The sequence below is a fragment of the Streptomyces sp. WMMB 322 genome (genome assembly GCF_900090145.1).
Lineage (GTDB): Bacteria > Actinomycetota > Actinomycetes > Streptomycetales > Streptomycetaceae > Streptomyces.
In genome coordinates this window covers 1-22,478 of the sequence record NZ_FMHI01000020.1, presented here as the reverse complement: position 1 = coordinate 22,478, position 22,478 = coordinate 1, and the positions used below count along the sequence as shown (strand labels likewise).

Below are 22,478 nucleotides of genomic sequence, written 5' to 3'. Positions count from 1 at the left end.
GTGGAACGCAGGGACCAGGCGCGTTCCCGCGTCCGTTGCCGTGAACGTAGTCCGTCACGGGCGGGTGCGGCGCGCCGGTGAAAGAGTGCCGACAGGCCCACGGGGGCCCGCGCGGAGACGCGGCTAGCATGCCGTGATGGATGTACGTCGTGTGATGGCCGCACTCACGGTCAGTGACCTGGAGACCGCCGTCGACACCTATGTGCGGGTGTTCGGCATGGAAGTGGTCATGAACCACGGCTGGATCGCCATCGTGGCCTCGCCGGAGAACCCGTCAGTCCAGTTCGGCCTGATCACCCGGGACCGCACCGGCCCCGTCAACATGAACGCCTCCATCGAAGTCGACGACGTCGAGGCCGCGCACAGGGCGGCACAGGACGCCGGCATGGAGATCGTGCACGAGCTCCAGGACGAGGAGTGGGGCGTACGCCGGTTCTTCTTCAGGGACCGCGACGGCAATGTGATCAACGTGCTCACACATCTCTGAGCCCACCGAGCCCGCCCGCCTTGCGGGAGGAACCGAGGAGGTAGCCGTGGCGGCTCCCCCGCCCCGACGTCAGGCCGTGCCCACGGGACGCGGACCGCTCCCGCGCCCCCGGGTGGCGGGCGGCGGGCCGCCCGCCACCCGCAGGAGTCCGCAGAGCTTCTCCGTCAGGTTCTTCGGCGCCGGGCTGGCCGCCGCCGAGCTGATGACCTGCTACCTCGGGCTGGAGATCGGCGCCTATCACGCACTGGCCGACTCCGGCCCGGCCACGGCGGCCGAACTCGCCCGCCGCGCGGGCCTCGACGAACGCATGGCCCGCGAGTGGCTGGAGCAGCAGGCGAGTGCGGGCATCCTCCAGGTCGAGGACCCCGAACAGGCCCCGGAACAGCGCCGCTTCACGCTTCCCCCCGAGCACGCCGAGGCGCTCCTCGACCCCGACAGCCCGAACTGGATCGCACCGCTGGTCGTGATGCCGATCGGCGGCATGGCCTCCGTACTCCCGCAGCTCGTCGCGGCCTACCGGAACCGGGAGGGCCTGGCTCCGTCCGCCTACGGCCGGGCCATGCGCGACGGCCAGGCGAATCTCAACCGCGGCGTGTTCCAGCACCAGTTGGCCGGCTGGATCTCCCGGCACCTGCCCGACATCGAAGCGCGGCTGCATGTGCCGGGCGCCGCGATCACGGACGTCGCCTGCGGTTCGGGCCTGTCCACCCTGGAGCTGGCCCGCGCCTTCCCACTCGCCCGGGTGCACGGCGTCGACCTCGACCCCGCCTCGGTCGACGCCGCCCGCCGGCGCCTGGCCGAGACCGACCTCGGCGACCGGGTCAGCTTCGGCAGCGGCGATGCCGCCGGCTCCGGGCGCGGCGCCGACGGCCCCGGGGCCGCCGGCGCCGGGGAGGGCAGCCTGCTCGTATGCGTCTTCGACGCACTGCACGACATGTCGCGCCCCGTCGAAGTGCTGCGCGCCTGCCGGGAGATGTTGGCCCCGGGCGGCGCCGTCCTGCTGATGGAGCCCTCGGTCGCCGAGCGGTTCACCGCCGAACCCGACGACACCGAGCGCTTCCACTACGCCGTCAGCGTTCTGCACTGCCTCCCGGTCGGCATGAGCGACACCCCATCCGCGGCGACCGGCACCGTCATGCGCCCGGACACCGTGCGTGCCTATGCACGTGAGGCGGGTCTGGAGGCCGAGGTGATCGACGTCGGTCACCTCTTCTACCGGCTCTACCGGCTGCGGGCGGCATGAGGAAGCGGCTCCGAGCCGGCGGGGGCCGGCTCGGAGCCGCTCCGTTGTGAGGGATGGGCCGGGAGCCCGTTCAGGCCGTGGTGCCCGCTTCGGCGTCCTCCTCCTTCCGGACGTGGGCGGTGCCGCGGGGCGTGCCCACCTTGCCGCTGCGCAGGTACTCGCCCACCAGGTTGTTGACCTCGGTCGGCTTCTCCAGCAGTGACGCGTGCCCGCTGTTGCGGATCTCGGTGTACTCGGCCGTCGGGATCAGCCGGGCCAGCTCGCGCGCGAAGTGCCGCGGCGCGACGATGTCGTGCTCCATGCCGACGATCAGAAGCGGCACCGTCACCTTGGCGACCTCGTCCTCGGACGGCCGGAACCGCCGGGCGGCCTCCGCGTGGCCGATCGCGCCGTGCCCGCCGGACTCGGCCCATCCCTGGAGGCCCTCCAGGAAGGGCGCGATGAAGGCGTCGCGGTTGAGCGCCCGCGGGCCGAAGAGATACATCGCGCGGTAGACGCCTTCCAGGAGGGCAGGGATCTTCTGGTCGGAGTTGAGCCGGGTCACGGCCTCGGCCTGGATGGCCTCCTGGAGCTTGCTGGCCTTCCACGGCACGCCGATGAGCGCCGCACGCTCCACCAGGTCGGGCCGCTTCATGGCGAATTCGAGCAGAATCATCGCGCCGACCGAGTACCCGACGTACGTGCACCTGCCGAGTCCGAGCGCCTCGTTGAAGGCTGCCAGGTCCGCGCCGAGCATTTCGACGGTGTAGGGCGGCGGCGTCTCCTCCGAGGGGGCGACGCCGCGGAGGTCGAAGGTCACCACCCGGTAGCCCGCCTTCGTCAGATGCGGCACCTGCACGTCCTCGAAGAGAGACGCCTGGTGCTGCCCGGGGACGAGCACGACCACCGGCCCGTCGTCCGGGCCGTAGATGTCGTAGCTCAAGGTGACGTCGGTGGGCAGTGTGATCTTCATGAGGTCCTCCGTGGTATCCCGCTCCAGGACTTCGGTCGGCGACGCCGCGCGGCGCCGTTCAGGAGGAGACGAGCTGGTCCTGCTCGGTGAGCTGGCCCAGGACGTACTCCAGCACCTGCTCGGTGGTCTGGATGCCGCGTCCCGTCTCCTCGTCGATCGGCGGCAGGTCGAAGTCGTCCTCGATGGCGAAGGCCAACTCGAGCAGGGCCAGTGAGTGGAAGCCGAGATCGTCGACCATGTGCAGGTCCTTCGCCGGATCGAACCGCTCCGGCTCGGGGGCGAGTTGCTGGATGATCCCCAGCACGGTCTCCCTGACCTCCGCCGCCGTGTAACGCATAAGCCTTCTCCGTTCTCGGCCTCATCAGGATGGTTGCGTCGCCTGTGCGGCGTGGCGGTTGAGCGTGAGCCACAGCTCCCGGCGCCGGGTCTTGCCACTCGTGGTGCGGGGAATGGCCCCGCGGGGGACGCGGGCGACGTGCCGCTCGATGCCGGGGCAGGCCGTACTCAGCACCCGCTCGGCGATCTGTGCGCACTCGGCGTCGAGGTCTTCGAGGACGGCGTACGCATGGGCCCGCGAGACGATCTCCCCGAGCACCACGCAGGTGCGGTTGAGGTCCAGGCCGGCACGCCCGAGCAGCATCTCGACGTCCTCGGCGAAGAGGAACCGGGCGTTGACCTTGACGCCGTCGCCGAGCCGGCCGAGCACATACAGCTCTCCGTCCCGTTCGAACGCCACATCGCGGGTGTGCAGGCCGTCCTCGCAGAAGCCGGTGCCGCCCGCGGGTGCGCCGTCCAGGTAACCGTCGGCCAGCGAGGTGCCGGTCACCACCAGCTCTCCGAGGTGCCCCTCGGGCACCGGCTCGTTCTCCTGGCCGACCAGCCGGACGTCCAGACCCGCGAGCGGGCGCCCGCAACTGATCACGTCGGCGATCCCGCCGGGATCCACGCCGTCGACGTCGGTGCGCACCGGGGCGCCGACGGCCAGTTCGTGCCGGCGGATCCGTACGGCGGCGGCACGCCGGTGCACCGGCACCCCCGTCACCGCGAGCGTGCTCTCGGCGAGCCCGTAGGCCGGAGTCAGCGCCTCCGGCGCGAGACCGTGGCCGGCCAGCAGCTCGGTGAACGACCGCACGACCGCCGGATCGATCCGCTCGGCGCCCACGATCACGGCGCGCCATCCCGCGAAGTCCAGTCCGTCGAGCTGCTCGGGGCGGACCCTGTCGACGATGCGCTTGAGCCCGAAGGCGGGGGTCGCGGTGACAGTGGCGCCGCCGCGGTCGAAGCGGCGCAGATAGGACAGCGGATGGCGGAGGAAGGTCTCGGGGGCGCACACGGCGAGGTCGTTGTTGCCGCCCGACACCGGGACGACCATGCAGCCGATCAGGCCCATGTCGTGGTGCATCGGCAGCCAGGAGCACCATGCGTCGCGCTCGGTGGCGCACTCCCAGTCGCGGATCGCCGCGACGTTGGCCGCCAGCGCCGCGTGCGAGATCCGCACACCGCGCGGCCGGCCCGAACTGCCCGAGGTGAACTGGACGAGCGCCAGCTCCGGGGGGACACGGCGCGCGGGGTCGCAGGACGCCAGATCGCCGATCGGCAGCAGCCGCACGGTCCTGCGTGAGGCGAAGCCGGCCTCGGTCACCAACTGCCGCGCATACGGCTCGTGGTCCTCGTCGACGACGGCCACCTCGGCGTCGAGCGCGTCCAGCACCTGCCGTGTGCGCTCGCGGTGCGCGTCGCCGGACATCCGGGTGGGCGGGGCGAGCACGGAGACGGCGCAGCCGGCGGCCTGGATTCCGTAGAAGCCGGCGATCAGGTCCGTGCCCGTACGGCAGAGCAGGGGCACCACGGAACCGGCAGGTACGCCGCGGGCGACGAGGCCGCCGGCGATGCCCGCCGCGCGCGCGGCGAGGTCGGGGTACGGGGTGCGGGCGGCCGACTCGGCGTCGAAGACCTCCACGGCGGCATCCACGCGCGGCTGCTCCAGCCACGCCAGCGGATGGGTGCCGGTCCCGGTCATTCGCTGCCTCCTGGTCGACGACGCACGGAAGAGCCACCGCCTCCGGTGACTGCCGGCAGGGTCTCCCGCAGCCGGTCATCTGGGACAGTACGAGACCGGCACACGGCACCGGCCGTCTCTTTCACAGCTCTGTTGCTGGGCCCGCCCGCCTCCTCGTACTCCTCGAGACTGGCCGGATGACCGAGAAGTTCACACCGTGGCCGGAACAGGATGCCGAGCGCTATCGGAAGGCGGGCCTCTGGCAGGGCGTCCCCCTGGGGACCGCGCTGACCGCCGTGGCCGATACGGACCCCGACGCGATCGCCGGGGTGGACCGCCGCAGGAGGATCACCCACGCCCAGGTTCGTGCCGAAGCGGACGAGACAGCTCACGGCCTGCTCGGCCTGGGCCTTCGTCCCGGCGACCGCGTGGTGGTGCAGTTGCCGAACATCGTCGAGTTCCTCACCGTGACGGTTGCGATGCTGCGGGCCGGGATCATTCCGGTGCTGGCCCTGCCCGGCCATCGCCGCACCGAGGTCGAGCATCTCGTGGAGGCCTCGGAGGCCGTCGGCTATTTGACGGTCGACCGCTTCCACGGCTTCGACTACCGGGCCCTCGCCCGTCATCTGCGTGCGGCGTCGCCCGGCCTCATCTGTGTGATCCACGGAGACGCCCAGGAGTTCACCGCTCTCGAGGCCGTCCGGGAGGCCGGGGCGGGCTCGGCGGCCTCCGGCGGGAGCACCGGGCTGCCCGACGTCGACCCCTCCGGCGTCGCCCTGCTGCTGCTCTCGGGCGGGAGCACCGGCAGGCCCAAGCTGATACCGCGCACACACGACGACTACGCGTTCAACATCCGCGGCTGCGCGGAGGCGTTGCGCTTCGGTCGCGACTCCGTCTACCTGTCCGCCAATCCGGCCGCCCACAACGCGGCACTGGGATGCCCCGGCGTGTGGGGAGCCCTCCTCGTGGGCGGCAAGGCGGTGTTCGCCGCGAGCCCGTCACCCGACGAGGTCTTCCCGCTGATCGAACGGGAAGGGGTCACCCACACCACCGTGGTGCCCGCGGTGGCCAATCTCTGGTCGGCGGCGAGCGCCACGCGGCGGGTCGACATGAGCAACGTCCTTCTCCAAGTGGGCAGTTCGAAGTTCGACGCGGAGACCGCGGGACGCACCCAGCGGGCGCTGGGCTGCCGCATCAGCAACTGGTTCGGCATCGGCGAGGGCCTGCTGACCTACACCCGTCTCGACGACCCCGAGGACGTCATACACGGCACGGAGGGCAGGCCGCTGTCCGAGTACGACGAGATCCGCATCGTGGACGAGGAGTTGCACGATGTACCGCCCGGTGATGTCGGCGAACTGCTCACACGGGGCCCGTACACGATCCGCGGCTACTGGAACGCCCCCGAGGCGAACCGCGCCGCCTTCACCGGCGACGGGTTCTTCCGCACCGGGGACCTCGCCAGGCTGACGCCCGGCGGCAACCTGGTCGTCGCCGGGCGCGTGAAGGACATCATCAACCGCGGCGGCGAGAAGGTGTCCGCCGAGGAGGTCGAGTTCCATCTGCGCGGCCACGAGGCCATCAGCGAGGCGGCCGTCGTGGGCCGTCCCGACGCGGCACTCGGCGAGGCCGCCGTGGCCTACATCGTGCCGGCCGGTGACGACACGGTCAGCCTCACCGACCTCAAGCGGCATCTGACCGCGCGGGGACTGGCGGTCTTCAAACTCCCCGACGAGGTGCGGCCGGTGAAGGATCTGCCCCGCACCCCCGTCGGCAAGATCGACAAGACCGTCCTGCGGGCGGACGCGTCCGGCGCCGTCTCCTGAGAGGAGAACGGGCACGTGGTCGAGGAGCTGGTGCCGGCGCAGGCCGCCGCGCTCGATGTCTTCGGTGATGTGTGCTCGCACCGGCTCTTCGCTGCGGAGCGCGCGGTGGTCGACGGCGCCGTCGCCTCGCGCGTCCGGGAGTTCACCACGGTGCGGTGGGCCGCCGCGCAGTGCGTACGGCGCCTGGGGCACGAGCCCGCACCGCTGCTGCCCGGCCGGATGGGGGCGCCGAGCTGGCCGCACGGACTGGTCGGGAGCCTGACGCACTGCCGCGGCTACCGAGCGGCCGTCGTCGCGTCCAACTCCTCGGTCTCCGGGCTGGGCATCGACGCCGAGCCCGACGCGCCGCTGCCGGAGCGCGTGCTCGCGCACGTCACCTCGGCGGGGGAGCGGCGCCACCTCGCCGAACTGCGGTCCGCGGACCCGGCGGTCCGCTGGGACCGGCTGCTGTTCTGCGCCAAGGAGGCGTTCTACAAGGTGTGGTCACCCGTGATGGGCACCTGGCTCGGCTTCGACGAGGCCGAGGCCTTCTTCCACCCCGCCGATCCGCGGCTGCCGGAGCGGGGGTTCACCGTCCGGCTCACCGCCTCCGCCTCCCGCCACCGTCCGCGGGCGGCGGACGGAGCCGGCTTCCCCGCCCTGCGAGGGCGCTGGCTGGCGCGTCGCGGCATCCTGATCGCGGCGATCGCCACGTCCGTTGGCGAGCTGCCCGGCGGCCGCCCGCCCGCCGGACGCGACGAGGACCGGGACGGTCACGACGGGCGGCCGGCGACCGGAATGCTCTCGTAGGCCCAGTAAGGGAAGCGGAATCCGCCGGCGCTGGGATTCCACCGGGGCGGGCCGTCCGGTTCCAGGTGCGAGAAGCGGGACATCAGCCGCTCGAAGACGACCCCGCCCTCAACGCGCGCGAGCGCCGCTCCCAGGCAGTGGTGGACCCCTCCGCCGAAGCTCACATGAGGGTTGGGCGAACGGGTCAGATCCACGCGGTCGGGGTCCTCGAAGACCGACTCGTCACGGTTGGCCGAGGCCAGCAGCAGCACCACGACCCGGCCGCGGCGTACGGTGTGGCCGGCGATCTCGATCGGCTCCAGCGCCAGCCTCGACGTGGTGGGGATCGGCGCGTCGTACCGCATGAACTCATCGAGCGCGGTGCCCACCAGGCCCGGTTCGGCGCGCAGTCGGCGCTGTGCCCCGGGCTGGGTGAGCAGCACCTGGCCGCCCGTGGCGATCGCGTTGGTGGTGGTCTCGAAGCCCGCGTAGTAGACGAAGAGCGCGTTGTCGACGATCTCCTCGTCGGTCAGCGGCTCGGTACCGTCGCGGACCGCGGTGATCATCCGCGACAGCAGGTCCTCGCCCGGCCGGCGTCGCCGCTCCCGCAGGAGGCCCGCGAAGTAGTCGCGCAGCAGGACGACCGACTCGTGCGCCTCGTGCCGCTTGTCGTCGGGGATGAACACCGCGAAGGCCTGCGCCAGCGAGGCGGACCACCGGGCGATCATGTCGCGGTCGGCCTCGGGCACGCCGAGCAGTTCGCTCATGACCGACATCGGGACGGGAACGGCGAGGTCGCTGACGAGGTCCCAGGTCCCGCGCTCCGCGAGGTGGTCGAGCCTGCGGTCGACGAGCGCGCCGACGGGTCCGGCCAGCGAGCGCACCAGCGCGGGGTTGAGGGCCTTGATCAGCAGCCGCCGCAGCCGCGCGTGGGCCGTGTGGTCGCGGTTGATGACGATGCGCTGCAGATAGTCGTTGGCGGGGCCCTCTCCGATCGACAGCGCCTGGTACTGCTCGGGGTACTCGCGGCCGAGTCGCGTGTCCCGCAGCAGCGCGCTGACCTCGGCGTGCCGAGGGAACACCCACTGCCCGGGGCCGCCCCGGCAGACCGGGCCGTACGCCCGCAACTCCCGGTAGACGGGGTACGGATCCGCCGCGTCCTTGGCGTCGTCGAGTACGTAGCGAGGCATGTCCGTCCGCATTGGCACCTCCACTTCGCGGCCAATGTAGGCATGGCGGGGCAACGCCCGCTCCGTCGCCGAAGGTTGGCCGACAGGTTCGCCGCCCGGCCGCCGCCGCTCTGCCACTCTCGGAGTCGACCGAACGCGGAAGGTGGAGGTGGCAGACGCCGATGCGACGACTCCCGGCGAAGTTCGACTCCCGCGATCCGCGCGTCCTCGCGGACCCCTATCCGGTGTACGCGGAGCTCCGTTCGGAGGGGCGGCTGGCGCGCGGTTCCGCGGGGCAATGGGTCGTCTCGCACCACGCGGACGTGTTCCGGCTGCTGAAGGACCGCCGGCTCGGGCATCAGTACCCCGCGGAGTTCCACGAGTTCTCCAACGGCACCGGCCCGGCCAACGACTTCCTGCAGCGCATCGTCCTCGACCAGGACCCGCCGACGCACACGTTCTGGCGACGGGTCATGCAGCACTCCTTCAGCCCGTCGCTGATGCGCCGGCTCTACGACTACGTCGCGGGGCAGGTCGACAAGCTGATGAGCGAGGCCGTGGCGCGCGGCCGGATGGACGTCGTCGACGACCTCGCCTTCCCGCTGCCGGTGACGGTGGTGTGCGAACTGATCGGCATCCCCGAGGTCGACCGGGAGGCCGTACGTCCGTACGCCGTGGAGCTGGCCAAGGCGTTCGCGCTCTATGTGCCGCCCGAGGAGAGGGAGGGAGTGCACGCGGCCGTCAGCTGGCTCCGTGACTACATCAAGACCCTCATCGACGAGCACGCCCTGCGGCCGTCCGACGACCTCATCGGCAATCTCCTCGCCATGCAGCGCGAGACCCCGGAACTCGACATGGAGACGCTGATCGACAACGTCGTCTTTCTGTTCTTCGCGGGTTTCGAGACGACGACCAACCTGATCTCCACGATCTGGACGGCCCTGCTGGGCAACCCCGGTCAGTACCGACTGCTGCGTGCCAGGCCCGAGTTGGCGGCGAGCGCTGTGGAGGAGATGCTGCGCTACGACGCCCCGATCCAGGCGACGGCCCGCTACGTCAAGGAGCCGGTCGACATCGAGGGACGGACCGTCCGCCCGGGACGGATCCTCGTCCTGCTGCTCGGCGCGGCCAACCGCGACCCGGCACGCTTCGACCGGCCGGACGAGGTCGACATCGCCCGCGACCCCAATCCGCACGTCAGCTTCGGCGGCGGACCACACCACTGCCTGGGTGCCGCTCTGGCGCAGGTCGAGGGCCGCGCGGTCGTCGACTGGCTGGCGCATTCGGACGAAATGCCGCAGCTTGCGGGAGAGATCGTCAGACGGCCCAGCGTGTCGTTCCGTGGCTACCGGGAAATTCCCGTTTCCCTGCGTGGCGGATGAGAAACGCCGCAGGGGCGCATTCCCGGGTACGGGGATGCGCCCTTGCGACTCTAGGTGGAACGGGCCTTGGCTTCGGCCCACTCCAGGATGTATCCCCGGCCCCATACCGTGCGTATCTCAAGGCTGACGGGGGCGATCCGTTTTCGAAGACGCAGAATGTGCAGGTCCAATGCGTTGTTGGAGAACCCCACATTGATACCGGCGAGCGCCTCCTTTAATTCCATGCGAGGAACCACCTGGCGGAACTCGGCGAGGAAGCAGTGCATCATCGCCACTTGCGCATTCGAAATCGTCACCGACTCGTCCTCGTAGTACAGCACTCCGGTCGGGTCCAGTACGGGTACGGCCCCGACGGTGCGCCTTCTGAGCATCGAGACCCTGGCCTCGATGTCGCAGCGCGGAACCGGCGGACGGACCCAGTCCTCGCTGGGGGCGATGTCGGTCGGCGGGACGGCGCTCCCCTCGACGACGAGCAACGACGGCACCCCGGCTTCGCGTAAGCGTGTGCGCTCGTGCTTCTGGGCAGGCCAGCGCAGGAATACGACCCCTCGCGCACTCATCGCTGCCCCGTTCGGCCGGCACCTCCCCCTCCGGTCGTATGGAGTACCTGGTGCAGCAGCCAGCGAACAGTGGTCTTCGCTCTGCCAGGACAGAGTCCGGCCCGATTGCAGGACACTTTCCGAACGTAGAACATGTCACCCCCGCGACGGCATCTCAATGGCTTCATCCAGAGATTTGCTGGCCCACGAAAAGGATCCGTACATCTTCCGTACCGTGGAGAATTGCTCTACATGGCCGGCCCGACGAAAGGGGCCGGTCGCGCCGTTCTTGTCCATGACCGTTTCGTGATCTTCTGGACCGGTGCTTCGGTTGCTGTCCAGAAATATCGTCTCGGCCACCCGGTACACCGTATGTGGGGAGGTGCAGGTATGCAATGGACTTGTCAGGACTGTTGTTTTCAGCCCGATAAAGCGACTGCGCCCGTTCGTCAGTCGGTAGACGGAATGTCACCTTCCGCCGTCACTCCGCTCGCGGCGACCCGCTCGTGCGTTCTGCCGCGCAGCCTGCGCAGTTCACCGAACGGCAGGGACGCGCGATCCACCAGATACGCCACGCCCGAACTCCCGCCCGTCCCCGGGCTCCCTCCCAGCATCCGGCTCGTCAGGCCCACATGGCCCACCTTCCACCGCAGGAACCCGTTGCCCACGTGCAGGAGCCCCTCGACGAGCCGGTGCTCGGTGCCCGCCTCGGCGCCGGCCTCGACGATCTTGGCCACGGTGCCGCCGGTCCGCTCGACGCCCCGCTCGAACGCCGTGTAGAGCGTGCCGCTCCGGGAGGCGTTCCCGAGCATCCGCTCCAACTCGTGGAACTGTGCCGACTGGGCGCCGCTAGCCGAGCCCAGGAACTGCCGGAACTGTGCGAAGTCCTCCACGTCCAACTGCTCCAGCACGACCAGCTGTTCGTGGAGCAGCCGCAGCAGCCCGCCCACCCGGTAGAGCAGGTCGACCGCCCGCTCCAGGTCGGCGGGGCGCATCGTCGAGAACGCCCCCACGACGGCCGACAGGTCCGCCAGGATCTGCTTGAGCCACAGCTCGCACGTCTGGTGACAGATGATGAAGAAGTGCTCGGACAGCGCCGTGTGACCGGTCTCCCCGACGCCCCCGCCGTCCCCGTGCGCGGTGAACGGACGTTGAAGCGCGAGCAGTTCGTCCACTCTGAGGTAGTCCTGATAGGAGACCTCGGCGGTCATGTGTTGCTTCCCTTCCTCTCGACCAGTGCCACGAGGCGCTCCACACCGGTGGCCAGTTGGTCGTGGTCGACGCAGAACGCCACCCGGACAAGCCGGCTGGCCATGCCTCCGGGGCGGAGCGGTCGCAGCGTCCCGTCCGCGGCGAACTCGGGGCGTGCCGAGAATCCGCTGCCCGGCACCACCGCGACGTCCTCGCTCTCCATCAGCTCGGCGGCGAACTCCTCGCCGGACAGGCCGCTGGCCGACACGTCGACCATCGCGTACCAGCCGCCGCCCGGGAGCGCCGGAAGGAGGCCGGCGTCCACCAGGGTCGGCAGCACGCTGTCCCGGTTGTTCCGCACGTACGCGTGGTTCCCGGCGAGCGCCTCCCGTGCCTGGAGCGCGCTCAGCCCGGCGTACTGGATGGGGGCGGACGGCGCGATGATGCTGGACTCCTGGACCATCCGCATCGCGCTGCACATCTCGGGACGGGCGACTGCGACGTAGCCGAGGCGGTACCCCGTCATCGCCAGCCCCTTGGAGAAGGTGAAGACGGTGCTGACCCGTCGCCGCGCCGGGGCCGTGTCGCGTTCCAGAGCGGCGATCGACACGTGCGGCGACTCGAAGGCGAAGTCCTCGTACGCCTCGTCGCTGATGATCTGCCATCCCCGCTCGGAGGCCAACTGATAGAGCGTCGCCTGCACTTCGGGCCGCAGCAGCGCACCGGCCGGGTTGGACGGCGAGTTCAGCAGAAGCACGCGGGTGTTCGCGGTGGAGACGCTGCGGATCGACTCCGGGTCGGGTGCGAGGGCGTCGTCCAGCCCGTAGAACACCGGCCGCAGTCCCGCCAGGAGCGCCTGCTGGAGATGCACCGGCCAGTGGATCTCCGGGAGCAGGATCTCCGCGCCCGGTTCGGCCATGCTCCGCATGAGGGAGACGAGGCCCTGGCACGAGCCCGGGGTGACGAAGAGGCGGTCAGGAGGGACGTCGATACCGTTGACGGTGTCGAGCTTCTCGCTGAGGGCCTCCCGCAGCTGGAGCAGCCCCTGCACGTCGATGTAGCGGGTCCGGCCGTCGAGCACTGCCTCCGCGAGGCTCCGCCCGACCGACTCGGGCGGGCCGAACGCGGGCTCGCCGACGTTCAGCTTGATCAGGGACGGAGCCCGGCGTTCCCGCTCGTTGGCCATCCGAAAGGACTCGTAGAGCCATGAAGTCGGTATCGAGGACGCCACCGGGAACACCGGATTCAGCTGCGCCATGATCGGGACTCCTCCTGTGCTTGAAGGGATGTCGTTCAGGCTGTTCTGCCGCCGTCCACCGGGATCAGGGACCCGGTGACCCAGGCGGCGCCCGTGGGGTCGAGCAGGTGGCACACCCAGGTGGCCACCTCGTCGGACTCGCCGAAGCGCCCCATCGGCGTGCCGGCGATGACGCCTTCGCGCAGCGCGTCGACGCCGTCCCCGGCGGCCTCCGTCCAGAGCTTGGTGTCCACCGGTCCGGGCAGCACCGCGTTGACCCGGACGTCGGGGGCCAGCTCCACGGCGAGGGAACGGGTGAGGGAGTTGAGCGCGGCCTTGCTCGCGCCGTAGTACGCGCGCCCGGGCATGGCGAGCGCGCCGCCGACCGAGGAGACGTTGACGACAGCCCCGCGACTGACGCGGAGTTGCGGAAGGGCGGCGCGGATCAGCGCGGCGGCGGCGACGACGTTGGTTTCGAGCATGCGGCCGAACTCCTCCGGGCCGGCCCGCTCCAGCGGCGCGAACCGGGCGTGCCCGGCGTTGTTGACCAGGGCGTCGATGCCGCCGAGCCTCTCGCAGGCGGCGGATACGACCGAGGCCGCTGCCCCCCGCTGCGTCACGTCGCAGACGTGGACGTGCACGCGCGAGCCGGAACTCTCGGCCACCCGCGCCAGCCTGCCCCGGTGCCGGCCCACCGCCAGGACCGTGGCGCCCAGCCCGGCGGCCTTGCGCACGATCGCCTCCCCGATGCCCGAGCCGCCGCCCGTGACGACGACGCGCTGCCCGGACCAGGGGACCGCCGCGCTCATGCCACCGGCCCCGGCAGTGCTACGGGCTGGTCGGCGCCGGGCCTGCCGAGGTGACCGTCCAGCAGGTCGGCGAGGAGTTCGCGGGGACGCTCGACGTGGTGGAAGTGCCCCCCGCCGCGCACCCGGACCACGAGGTTGCCCGTGGTGCGCGCCGCCCACCCGGCGCCGGCGTCCTCGGGGGCGAGCGGGTCGTCGGCGCCGAGATAGCACCGGATGTCGACCCCGACGGTTCCGGCGGGCGCGGCCGCGTACCGCTCGTGGGCGGTGATGTCGGCGCGGAGAGCGGGCAGCACCAGCTCACGCAGCTCGGGGTCGTCGGCCAGCAGCGGGTCGATGCCGCCCAGTTCCGTCACACGCCGCCAGAGCTGCGCGTCCGGAAGGCCCGCCTCCCCGCGCGGTGCCGCCGGGTCGCCGGGGGCGCGCGCGCCGCTGACGGCCAGCACGGCGGGCGGCGCTCCCGCGGACTCCAGCCTGCGCGCCGTCTCGTAGGCCACCATCGCCCCGAAGCTGTGACCGAAGAGCACTGTCCGTGCCGGATCCAGGCCGGCGAGCTCCGCGCTGATCGCCGCCGCCATCGCCCGCACGTCCGCCGCCGGTTCCTCCGATCCCCGGTCACCGTGTCCCGGGTACTGGACCGCCAGGAGTCCGACTGCGGCCGGACCGGCCTCGTTGAGTGCTCTCACGGGCTCCCGCCAGGGGACGAAACTGTCGGCCCAGCCGCCGGAATGAGGACAGCAGACGAGGAGGGTCCGGTTCCGGCGAGCTTTTTCCGCGGAGCCCGCACCGCGGGTCGCCCCGCGCTGCCGTGCAGCGACGCCGCGAGGCTCCAAGTGCCTCACCCACGTGCCCGCTTCCATGCCGGCCTCCGCTCCCTCGATGGCCCTCGACGATGGCATGTGTCAGGGACGGCCCAACGGAATCCTTCTCCTTTCATTCATCGCGCGCACCGCGGTCCACCACCCTTGCCAGGCTCCTGGGGTGGGCCCGTTCGAGCCGGAGGAGGATCGCGTGGTGCCGGAGAGAGCGACAGCCGGATCGGTTTCGCCGCTGGATCTGACCGATCCCGCCGCGATGGTGGAGAACGACCCGTACGTCTACTGGGAGTCGATGCGCGGCAGAGCCCCGGTCGCCTGGCACGAGTCACCGATCGGACCAGGATTCTGGTCGGTGGCCAGGCACGCCGACGTACTGGCCGCCTACAAGGACGCGGCGCGCCTGAGTTCCGCCCGTGGCACCGTCCTCGACGTGCTGCTGCGGGGAGGAGATTCGGCGGGCGGCCGGATGCTTGCCGTCATGGACCGGCCCCGCCACCGGGATCTGCGCCGCGTGCTGTTGCGTGCGTTCTCGCCCCGGCTGATCCGCCGGCTCGAGAAGCAGGTCATGGCCCGCGCCGACGCCCTGGTGGCCGACGTCGTGGGAGCCGGCTCCTTCGACTTCGCGGCCGCGGTCGCCGACGTGCTTCCGATCAACACCATCTGTGACCTGCTGGAGCTGCCCCAGTCCGACCGCCCGGACCTGCTGGCGTGGAACAAGCGCACCCTGTCCTTCCTCGACGACCGGGCCGACCCGGTCGACGCCCTGGAAGCCCGCAACGAGATCATCGACTACTTCGTCGACGTGGCCCGAGAGCGCCAGCGGCGGCCCGGCGACGACGTGATCAGCCTGCTCGCCGGCGCGCTCGTGGAGGGCGAGCGGCTTTCGGACGACGAGATCGCCCTGAACTGCTACAGCCTCATTCTCGGCGGCGAGGAGTCCACCCGTATGTCGCTCATCGGGGCGCTCGACGCCCTCGGCCGCCACGACGACCAGTGGCACCGCCTCACGGCAGGCTCCGCAGGGATCGATACCGCCGTCGAGGAGGTGCTGCGCTGGATCACGCCCGCGATGCACTTCGCCCGCACCGCGACCTGCGACCTGCGCATCGGCGGACAGCACATCCGCGCCGGGGACATCGTGAGCCTGTGGAACATCTCGGCCAACAACGACCCCGAGGTGTTCCACCAGCCGCGCACCTTCGACGTCGGCCGACACCCCAACCCGCACGTCGCCCTCGGCCACGGGCCGCACTTCTGCCTGGGCGCCTTCCTCGGCAGGCTTGAACTCACCGCCGTGCTGACCTCGCTCCTCCGCCGCGCGCGCACGATCGAGGTGCTTGCCCGACCGCGTCGCGTCTACAGCACCTTCCTCTACGGATACACGGGCCTGCAGCTCGCGCTCGGCTGACGGGCGCCGTCCACGGCTGACGGGCGACGCCCACGCTTGAGGGGACGCCCACGGCCGGTGGCGCGGGCGTACGCGGCCGCGCCCGCGCCACCGGAGCGGCAGCCGCTACGAGGCCTGGAGGTGCTTGCCCAGGTCGGCCATCGTCGGGCTCTCGATGATCGCGCGGACGGGCAGCGCCAGCCCCCACTCGTCCCGCACGCTGCGGGAGAGCTTGACGGCGAGGACGGAGTGACCGCCCCGGTCGAAGAAGTTCTCGTGCGCCCCGATCGCCGGGACTTGCAGCACCCGTGCCGCCAACTCGCACAGCGCGACGAGGCGTTCGTCCTCGTCGACGGGGCTGGGGGTTCCGGCGGGCTCATCGGATGCGGCCGCGCGGGCCCCCTCGGGAACCGGCCCCCGCGATACGCCGAGCCGTGCCAGGGCACGGCGGTCGACCTTGCCGTTGCTCGTCGTCGGCAGCGACTCCACCAGCACGATCTCCGTGGGCACCATGTGCGCGGGCAGCCTCCGCGCCAGCCGCCGCCGGAGACCTGCCTCCTCGGGGCTGCTGCCGCGGTGCGCCGCGACGTACGCCGTCATACGAGCCGAGTCGAGCGAGCCGCTCACCACCACCGCGCTGAGAGCCACTCCCGGGCAGGAGTCCAACGCCGCCTCGATCTCGCCCAGTTCGATGCGGTAGCCGTGCACCTTGACCTGCTGGTCCGCCCGGCCGGAGAAGAACAGCTCGCCGTCCGCCGCCCGGTGTCCGCGGTCGCCGGAGCGGTACATGCGCGCACCGGGCGCACCGAACGGGTCGGCGACGAACCGCTCGGCGGTCAGCCCCGGCCGGTTCAGATAGCCCAGAGCCTCGCCGGAGCCGACCAGGTACAACTCGCCCTCCTCACCGGGCGCGCAGGGGAGCAGATCGTCGTCGAGCACCCGCACCTCGTTGCCCGGCCAGGGGCGTCCGATGCTGATCGGGGCGTCGGGGTCCACCGGGCCGGCCATCGTGACTCCGACGGTCATCTCGGTCGGGCCGTAGCCGTTGTACATACGGCGGTTCGGCGCCCACGTGCGTACGAGCGCCGGCGTGCAGACGTCCCCCGTGGAAAGCAGCACGCCGCCGTCGAGGACGCCGGTGCTGTCCGTGAGGCTGAGGGCGACCGGAGGCAGCACGGCGTGGCTGATGCGCCGGTGCCGCAGAGTGCGGTGCAGGTCGTCGCCGGGCAGCACGTCCCGCTCGTCGGTGAGCACCAGGGTGGCCCCGGAGAGCAGCGCCAGGGTCATGTCCCAGAAGCCGGCGTCGAAGTTGAACGACGCCCACTGAAGCACCCGGTCCCCCGGTCCCGCACCGATCCACCGCCGCTGGGCCGCGACCAGATCCGCGATGCCCGCGTGGGGGACGACGACGCCTTTCGGCACCCCTGTCGAGCCGGAGGTGTAGATGACGTACATCGGATCGTCGGCCGTCAGCGGCCGGACACGCTCCTCGGGCGCGACCGGGTGGGACGCCTCGGCGGAGATCTTGCTCCGCACGCCCGGGTCGTCGAGGTCGAGGACCGGGACCGTGTCCGTGGGGGCGTCGTGCGGGCCGCTGCGCAGCAGACAGTCCAGCCCCGCGTCACTGACCGCGTGCTCGATCCAGGCGCGCGGATAGGTCGGATCAAGCGGTACGTAGGCGGCGCCGGCCGCGGCGACGGCGAGAGCCGCGACAGGCTGCCAGGCGCCACGGGCGAGGGAGAGCCCGACCATGGAACCGGCCGTGAGCCCGCGGGCGAGCAGCACTCTGGCCAGTCGGTGGACCCGCGCTTCGAGCTCCTCGTACGAGAGCACCTCGCCCCGGGCCTCGACCGCGATCTCGCGCGGGTGATCGGCGGCCACCCGCGCGAACTGCTCCGGCAGTGTGGGCAGTTCCGGGGGCGGGCCGGCCACGGCGCACACATCGGGCCAGACGCGCTCGACGAAAGCGCACGCCTCGGCTCGTGCGACCGGCCCGCGCTCGACGTGCCAACCGGCAGGAACCGGCTGCCCCTCGGGCCACAGCGAGCGCTGGCCGCGGTCGTTGCGCAGCACCGCGTATCCGGCCCCGTCGTACTCGAACGGACTCCCGCCCATCGCACACCTCCGAGATCCTCCGGTGCAGCCGCGCCTGCCGTCCCCCGCCGTCCGCTGTCGCAGCGCGGCGACAGATGACCGGCGGCGGCCTCCGACGCACTCGGCCCCCACGATGGCGCCTCGGCCGCACCTGTGTGAGCAGCGACGACAGGTTCGTGAAGGAGCAGCCGGGCGGTCCGGCCCGGGCCCGGAAGTCCTCGCACCTTTCTTTCATCGGCCCGAGGAACCGGGCGCCCGCATGACTACGTTGCGTCCGTGGCAGTCGAATCCCAGCCTTCCATCGGTCAGTCCCTGCTCTGGTTCCTCGACCGCTACCGCGGCGAGGAAGGAGCCCTCAACTGCCCGACCCTGTGCCGTATCCGGGGACCGCTCGAGGTGGCGCGGCTGCGCGCCGGCCTCGCCGAGGTCGTGGCGCGGCACGAGGCGCTGCGGACGACGTTCACCGGGGGAGGCCGCCGGCTCAGGGCGAGGGTCGCCGAAAGCGCCTCACCCCGGCTGCACACGGTCGACCTCTCCGGGGAGCCGGACCCGGAGTCGGCGGTCGGGGACGCCGTCAGCACCGAGCTCGGCACCCGTATCGACCCGACGGACAGCGGGGTGCGGCTCACACTGTGGCGGCTCGCCCCCGACCATCACGTGCTCTGCTTCAACATGCATCACATGGTCACCGACGCGTGGTCCTGCCGCGTGATCCTTCAGGATCTGTGCGCCGCGCTGGACCGGCCCGCGGACGAGCCCGTCCCCGAGGCGGCAACCCCCTACTCGGCCTTCGCGGCGGAACAGCGGGAGGCCCTGGCCTCCGGCACGGGGAAGCGGCTCACCTCGTTCTGGTCCGCGCAGCTGCGCGACCTGACGCTTCCACCGCTGCCGATGTCCCGCGCGACGCCCGGAGCGGCACGGCACACCGATCTCGTGCAGCACACGCTCGGTGCCGGCACCGTCAAAGCGCTCGAAGCCCTCGCGCGCAGCGAGCGAAGCACCCTGTTCGTCGCCCTGCTGACGGCCTATTACCAGGCACTGCAACAGGTCAGCGGCAGCAACGACCTGACCGTGGCCACGCTGTTCGCCAACCGCGCGCCGCAGTACCGCAACACCGTCGGCTTCCTGGCGAACATGGTGCTGCTGCGTGCCAGGCTGCGTCCCGGGGCGGACTTCGCCGCGCATCTGCGGGCCACCCACGCCACCGTGATGGACGCGTTCGTCCACCAGGCGATGCCGCTGCAGATGCTGCCGCTGAGGCTGAACGACAAGAGCCGGCGGCCGGACGATGTGGTCTTCCAGATGATGCCCGACCCCGTCTACACCACCCGGGCCGGCGGCCTGGACATCGAGGTTCTCGTCCCCGACGAGGTCGCGACGCGCTTCGAGCTGGAGCTCGTCGCAGTACCGAGCGAGGACACGGTCCGCATCCTGCTGTTCTTCAACCCCGACCGGTTCTCCTCCGAGTTCGTCCGCGAGCTTCTTTCCACGTACGTCGAGATCTGCACAGCTTCGGCCGGCAGCGCCGTGGAGCTGAAGGAAGGTTCCGCATGATCGAGCGAGAGATCGACCAGGGAGAGCGTCTGCAGGCTCCGCGGCTGGACGACATCCGCGTGGAAGTCGCCGCGAAGCTCGGCGTTCCGGCCACCGACGTCGGAGCCGACGAGGACCTCGTCGGCCTCGGCCTCGACTCCCTCGGCGTGATGACTCTGGCGACTGCCTGGCAGGCCGCCGGCGTGGACGTCACCTTCGGCGACCTGATCGAGGAGCCCACGATCACGGCGTGGGCGCGGCTCATGGGAGACGCCTCGTCCGCCGGGCAGGAGCCGGCGAAGCCCGCGGAGAGCGAGGCGTTCGGCCTGGCGCCCATGCAGCACGCCTACTGGTCCAGCCGCCAGCCGGGCATGCCGCTGCGCACCGGCTCGCACTTCTACTTCGAGTTCGACATCGATGAGGACATCGACCCCGGCCGGATGGACCGGGCGGTCCGGGCACTCCGCGAGCGCCACCCGATGCTGCGGACCCGGATCGACGGTGACGGAATCCAGCAGGTACACCCCGAAGTGCGGGGCCTGGACGAAGTGGTGGACCTGCGCGGACTGGACGCCGACGCGCGGGAGAGGCGACTGGGAGACATCCGGGCGCTGATGTCCCACCAGACGCTGCGCATCGAGGACGGGCGGGGCCTGGAAGCCCGGCTGGTCCTCATCGGCGAGAAGACCTGCCGGCTGCACCTGGACATCGACATGATCGTCTGCGATGCCGGTAGCTTCGGCATCGTCGTCTCCGACCTGGCACGCCTCTACACCGAGGACCGCGCCGGCGAGCAGCCGTTGGAGCTGCACTACCGCGACTACCTGCGGCTCGTCGAGCAGTCGGGCCGGCGCCGGGAACGCGACGTCGAGTACTGGCGCGCCCGCGCCGAGAGCCTGCCGGGGGCGCCCGCGCTTCCCCTGGCCACGGCACCCGAGCGGCTCGACGAGGTCGAGTCGGTGCGGCGCCACACCTGGCTGCCTCCGGACGTCTACGAGCGGCTGGCCCGGCACGCCCGCGGCCACCGTGTGACGACCTCCATGGCGCTGGCCACGGCGTACGCGGATGTGCTGGCGGCCTGGAGCGAGAGCCCGCACTTCCTGCTCAACCTCCCCGTGCTCAACCGGCTCCCCGTCCACCCGGACGCCGCCCGCCTGGTCGGCGACTTCACGGACCTGCTGCTGCTGGAGGTCCGCCCCGATGCCACCCGGACGTTCCTCGACCGTGCCCGTGGCGTGCAGGAGCAGTACCGGCGGGACGCCGCGCACTCCAGCTACGGCGGCACCTCCGTCCTGCGGGACCTGGCGGCCACGAAGGCCGGTCTCATCAACCGTTCCGGAGCCGTGTTCACCAGCGCCCTCAGCCAGGGCGAGCTTTTCGACCCGGCGGCGCGTGCGCTGCTCGGCCAGCCGAGCTGGATGAGCTCGCAGACTCCGGGCGTCTGGATCGACGTGCAACTGGTCGAGCAGGACGGCGGCATGCTGATCAACTGGGAGACGGCCGAGAACCTCTTCTGCGAGGGCGTACCGGCCGCCATGTTCGACGCGTTCGTCGCACGCGTGCGCCTGCTCGCCGACGACGCCGACGCCTGGTCGCAGCCGCTGCCCGTGGGGTTGCCGGTGGGGCAGGCGGTGGTGCGGGCTGAGGTGAATGCGACGGAGGTGGGGTTCGAGCCGTGGTTGTTGCATGTGCCGGTGTTTGAGCGTGCGGTGGAGTCGCCGGGGCGGGTGGCGGTGCGTTCGTCTGCGGGTGAGGTGGTCACGTACGGGGAGTTGGCGGATCGTGCGTTGGCGGTGGCGGGGTGTTTGCGGTCTGCGGGGGTGGGCCGGGGGGATCCGGTTGCGGTGTGTGTGCCGAAGGGTCCTGGTCAGGTTGTTGCGGTGTTGGGGGTGTTGGCGGCCGGTGGGTGTTATGTGCCGGTGGGGGTGGATCAGCCTCGGGCGCGGCGTGATCGGATTCTGAGGGCTGCGGGTGCGCGGCATGTGCTGGTGGGGGAGGGTTCCGGGTCTGCCGAATTCTCTGTCTCTGCTGGGTCTTCTGGTTCTTCTGGGTCTGCTGGTTTCTCTGAGTCCGCTGATTCTTCTGCTGGTTCCTCTGGTTCCTCTGGTTCCTCTGGTTCCTCTGGTTCCTCTGGTTTGTCTGGGTCTTGTGGGTCTGGTGGTTGGCCGGTTGGTGTGGAGGTTGTGGGTTTGGGGGTGGCGGTGGGGGCTGTGCCGTTGGCGGAGCCTGTTGTGCCGTCGGTCGGGGATTTGGCGTATGTGATTTTCACGTCGGGTTCGACGGGTGAGCCGAAGGGTGTGGAGATTTCGCATGCTGCGGCGTCGAACACGATCAGTGCGGTGAATGCGCGGTTCGGGGTGGGGTCCGGGGATTGTGTGCTGGCGGTTTCGGCGTTGGATTTCGATCTGTCGGTGTATGACGTTTTCGGGTTGCTGTCGGTGGGTGGGCAGGTTGTCACTGTTGCTGAGGGGGAGCGGCGGGAGGCTGCGGTGTGGGCGCGGTTGGTGCGTGCTCATGGGGTGACGGTGTGGAATACGGTGCCGGCGTTGTTGGACATGGTGTTGACGGCTGCGGATTCGGTGGCGTTGCCGAGTTTGCTGGTGGTGTTGGTGTCGGGGGACTGGGTCGGTCTGGATTTGAAAGACCGTTTGGCGGGGGTGTCGTCGCGGGCGCGGTTGGTGGCGTTGGGTGGTGCGACGGAGGCGGCGATCTGGTCGAACGCGTTTGAGGTGGAGCGGGTTGATCCGGAGTGGGTGTCGATTCCGTATGGTCTGCCGTTGCCGAATCAGTGTTATCGGGTGGTGGATGGTCAGGGTCGGGACCGGCCGGACTGGGTTCCGGGTGAGTTGTGGATCGGCGGGGACGGGGTGGCCCGTGGTTATCGCAATGATCCGGAGCGTACGGCGAAGTGTTTTCCGGTGGTTGAGGGTCGGCGTTGGTATCGGACGGGGGATCAGGGGCGTTATCACCCTGATGGGATTCTGGAGTTCCTCGGCCGTACCGATCACCAGGTGAAGATCCGCGGCCACCGCATCGAACTCGGCGAA

19 protein-coding genes are annotated in these 22,478 nt (G+C 70.9%); 8 read left to right on the top strand and 11 right to left on the bottom strand.

Annotation, left to right across the window (positions count from 1 at the left end; genetic code table 11):
- Positions 1–136: 136 nt before the first annotated feature.
- Positions 137–487, top strand: a complete 351-nt coding sequence (locus tag H180DRAFT_RS24960) for a VOC family protein (RefSeq protein ID WP_175437823.1) — start codon at positions 137–139, stop codon at positions 485–487.
- Between the two features lie 46 nt (positions 488–533).
- The gene (locus H180DRAFT_RS24955; RefSeq protein ID WP_254666176.1) at positions 534–1,730 is read left to right on the top strand and encodes a class I SAM-dependent methyltransferase; all 1,197 of its coding nucleotides are present in this window, start codon (positions 534–536) and stop codon (positions 1,728–1,730) included.
- A 70-nt stretch (positions 1,731–1,800) separates the two neighbouring features.
- Here H180DRAFT_RS24955 and H180DRAFT_RS24950 read toward each other — a convergent pair whose 3' ends face one another.
- Genes H180DRAFT_RS24950 through H180DRAFT_RS24940 form a run of 3 tightly spaced genes read right to left on the bottom strand, consistent with a single transcriptional unit; the run spans position 1,801 to position 4,702 of the window.
- The gene (locus H180DRAFT_RS24950) at positions 1,801–2,682 is read right to left on the bottom strand and encodes an alpha/beta fold hydrolase (RefSeq protein ID WP_055488400.1); all 882 of its coding nucleotides are present in this window, start codon (positions 2,680–2,682) and stop codon (positions 1,801–1,803) included.
- Positions 2,683–2,740: 58 nt separating this feature from the next.
- Complete coding sequence (locus H180DRAFT_RS24945; protein ID WP_055488399.1) at positions 2,741–3,019, bottom strand: phosphopantetheine-binding protein; 279 nt, start codon at positions 3,017–3,019, stop codon at positions 2,741–2,743.
- A 24-nt stretch (positions 3,020–3,043) separates the two neighbouring features.
- Entirely contained in the window at positions 3,044–4,702 is a 1,659-nt protein-coding gene (locus H180DRAFT_RS24940) for an AMP-binding protein (protein WP_055488398.1), read from the bottom strand.
- Positions 4,703–4,878: 176 nt separating this feature from the next.
- Between H180DRAFT_RS24940 and H180DRAFT_RS24935 the strand changes: the two genes are divergently transcribed.
- Together H180DRAFT_RS24935 and H180DRAFT_RS24930 are read left to right on the top strand one after the other, a co-directional pair.
- Positions 4,879–6,507, top strand: a complete 1,629-nt coding sequence (locus H180DRAFT_RS24935; protein WP_055488397.1) for a (2,3-dihydroxybenzoyl)adenylate synthase — start codon at positions 4,879–4,881, stop codon at positions 6,505–6,507.
- Between the two features lie 15 nt (positions 6,508–6,522).
- Positions 6,523–7,296: a 4'-phosphopantetheinyl transferase family protein gene (locus H180DRAFT_RS24930; protein WP_055488396.1), complete on the top strand. Its 774-nt coding sequence runs from the start codon at positions 6,523–6,525 to the stop codon at positions 7,294–7,296.
- Here H180DRAFT_RS24930 and H180DRAFT_RS24925 read toward each other — a convergent pair.
- Positions 7,260–8,477, bottom strand: a complete 1,218-nt coding sequence (locus tag H180DRAFT_RS24925; protein WP_055488395.1) for a cytochrome P450 — start codon at positions 8,475–8,477, stop codon at positions 7,260–7,262. The genes H180DRAFT_RS24930 and H180DRAFT_RS24925 overlap by 37 nt on opposite strands.
- 149 nt (positions 8,478–8,626) lie before the next feature.
- Here H180DRAFT_RS24925 and H180DRAFT_RS24920 point away from each other — a divergent pair, with 149 nt between their 5' ends.
- A complete protein-coding gene (locus tag H180DRAFT_RS24920) occupies positions 8,627–9,826 on the top strand; it encodes a cytochrome P450 (protein WP_055488394.1) in 1,200 nt (399 codons plus the stop codon).
- A 50-nt stretch (positions 9,827–9,876) separates the two neighbouring features.
- On the opposite strand, the gene H180DRAFT_RS24915 is transcribed toward H180DRAFT_RS24920, so the two are convergent.
- The 6 genes from H180DRAFT_RS24915 to H180DRAFT_RS24895 form a co-directional block, all read right to left on the bottom strand.
- Positions 9,877–10,311, bottom strand: a complete 435-nt coding sequence (locus tag H180DRAFT_RS24915; RefSeq protein ID WP_254666175.1) for a helix-turn-helix domain-containing protein — start codon at positions 10,309–10,311, stop codon at positions 9,877–9,879.
- 210 nt (positions 10,312–10,521) lie between these two features.
- Positions 10,522–10,725 (bottom strand): hypothetical protein, encoded by a 204-nt coding sequence (locus tag H180DRAFT_RS29585; protein WP_139151438.1) that lies wholly within the window; start codon positions 10,723–10,725, stop codon positions 10,522–10,524.
- 89 nt (positions 10,726–10,814) lie between these two features.
- Positions 10,815–11,576, bottom strand: a complete 762-nt coding sequence (locus H180DRAFT_RS24910; protein WP_055488392.1) for a tryptophan 2,3-dioxygenase family protein — start codon at positions 11,574–11,576, stop codon at positions 10,815–10,817.
- Positions 11,573–12,814: a pyridoxal phosphate-dependent aminotransferase gene (locus H180DRAFT_RS24905; protein WP_055488391.1), complete on the bottom strand. Its 1,242-nt coding sequence runs from the start codon at positions 12,812–12,814 to the stop codon at positions 11,573–11,575. Before H180DRAFT_RS24905 ends, H180DRAFT_RS24910 begins: the two co-directional genes overlap by 4 nt.
- A 35-nt stretch (positions 12,815–12,849) precedes the next feature.
- Positions 12,850–13,602 (bottom strand): SDR family NAD(P)-dependent oxidoreductase, encoded by a 753-nt coding sequence (locus H180DRAFT_RS24900; protein ID WP_055488390.1) that lies wholly within the window; start codon positions 13,600–13,602, stop codon positions 12,850–12,852.
- Complete coding sequence (locus tag H180DRAFT_RS24895) at positions 13,599–14,459, bottom strand: thioesterase II family protein (protein ID WP_159033605.1); 861 nt, start codon at positions 14,457–14,459, stop codon at positions 13,599–13,601. The genes H180DRAFT_RS24900 and H180DRAFT_RS24895 overlap by 4 nt, the downstream gene beginning before the upstream one ends.
- 151 nt (positions 14,460–14,610) lie before the next feature.
- On the opposite strand from H180DRAFT_RS24895, the gene H180DRAFT_RS24890 reads away from it, so the two are divergent.
- Positions 14,611–15,825 (top strand): cytochrome P450, encoded by a 1,215-nt coding sequence (locus H180DRAFT_RS24890; RefSeq protein WP_254666174.1) that lies wholly within the window; start codon positions 14,611–14,613, stop codon positions 15,823–15,825.
- Between the two features lie 105 nt (positions 15,826–15,930).
- Here the strand turns inward: H180DRAFT_RS24890 and H180DRAFT_RS24885 are convergent, their stop codons facing one another.
- A complete protein-coding gene (locus tag H180DRAFT_RS24885; RefSeq protein ID WP_055488388.1) occupies positions 15,931–17,919 on the bottom strand; it encodes an amino acid adenylation domain-containing protein in 1,989 nt (662 codons plus the stop codon).
- Between the two features lie 255 nt (positions 17,920–18,174).
- Here H180DRAFT_RS24885 and H180DRAFT_RS24880 point away from each other — a divergent pair, with 255 nt between their 5' ends.
- Both H180DRAFT_RS24880 and H180DRAFT_RS24875 read left to right on the top strand, forming a co-directional pair.
- Positions 18,175–19,452, top strand: coding sequence for a condensation domain-containing protein (locus H180DRAFT_RS24880; RefSeq protein WP_055488387.1), 1,278 nt, complete (start codon positions 18,175–18,177; stop codon positions 19,450–19,452).
- A partial coding sequence (locus H180DRAFT_RS24875; protein WP_139151437.1) for a non-ribosomal peptide synthetase occupies positions 19,449–22,478 on the top strand: 3,030 nt, incomplete at its 3' end. The genes H180DRAFT_RS24880 and H180DRAFT_RS24875, both read left to right, overlap by 4 nt.

What these genes read in the sequence shown, in the direction of transcription:
- H180DRAFT_RS24945 (WP_055488399.1), bottom strand. Translation starts at nt 3,019, where the DNA reads ATGCGTTACACGGCGGCGGAGGTCAGGGAGACCGTGCTGGGGATCATC.
- H180DRAFT_RS24950 (WP_055488400.1), bottom strand. Translation starts at nt 2,682, where the DNA reads ATGAAGATCACACTGCCCACCGACGTCACCTTGAGCTACGACATCTAC.
- H180DRAFT_RS24935 (WP_055488397.1), top strand. Translation starts at nt 4,879, where the DNA reads ATGACCGAGAAGTTCACACCGTGGCCGGAACAGGATGCCGAGCGCTAT.
- H180DRAFT_RS24895 (WP_159033605.1), bottom strand. Translation starts at nt 14,459, where the DNA reads ATGGAAGCGGGCACGTGGGTGAGGCACTTGGAGCCTCGCGGCGTCGCT.
- H180DRAFT_RS24885 (WP_055488388.1), bottom strand. Translation starts at nt 17,919, where the DNA reads ATGGGCGGGAGTCCGTTCGAGTACGACGGGGCCGGATACGCGGTGCTG.
- H180DRAFT_RS24925 (WP_055488395.1), bottom strand. Translation starts at nt 8,477, where the DNA reads ATGCGGACGGACATGCCTCGCTACGTACTCGACGACGCCAAGGACGCG.
- H180DRAFT_RS24960 (WP_175437823.1), top strand. Translation starts at nt 137, where the DNA reads ATGGATGTACGTCGTGTGATGGCCGCACTCACGGTCAGTGACCTGGAG.
- H180DRAFT_RS24920 (WP_055488394.1), top strand. Translation starts at nt 8,627, where the DNA reads ATGCGACGACTCCCGGCGAAGTTCGACTCCCGCGATCCGCGCGTCCTC.
- H180DRAFT_RS24900 (WP_055488390.1), bottom strand. Translation starts at nt 13,602, where the DNA reads ATGAGCGCGGCGGTCCCCTGGTCCGGGCAGCGCGTCGTCGTCACGGGC.
- H180DRAFT_RS24905 (WP_055488391.1), bottom strand. Translation starts at nt 12,814, where the DNA reads ATGGCGCAGCTGAATCCGGTGTTCCCGGTGGCGTCCTCGATACCGACT.
- H180DRAFT_RS24940 (WP_055488398.1), bottom strand. Translation starts at nt 4,702, where the DNA reads ATGACCGGGACCGGCACCCATCCGCTGGCGTGGCTGGAGCAGCCGCGC.
- H180DRAFT_RS24910 (WP_055488392.1), bottom strand. Translation starts at nt 11,576, where the DNA reads ATGACCGCCGAGGTCTCCTATCAGGACTACCTCAGAGTGGACGAACTG.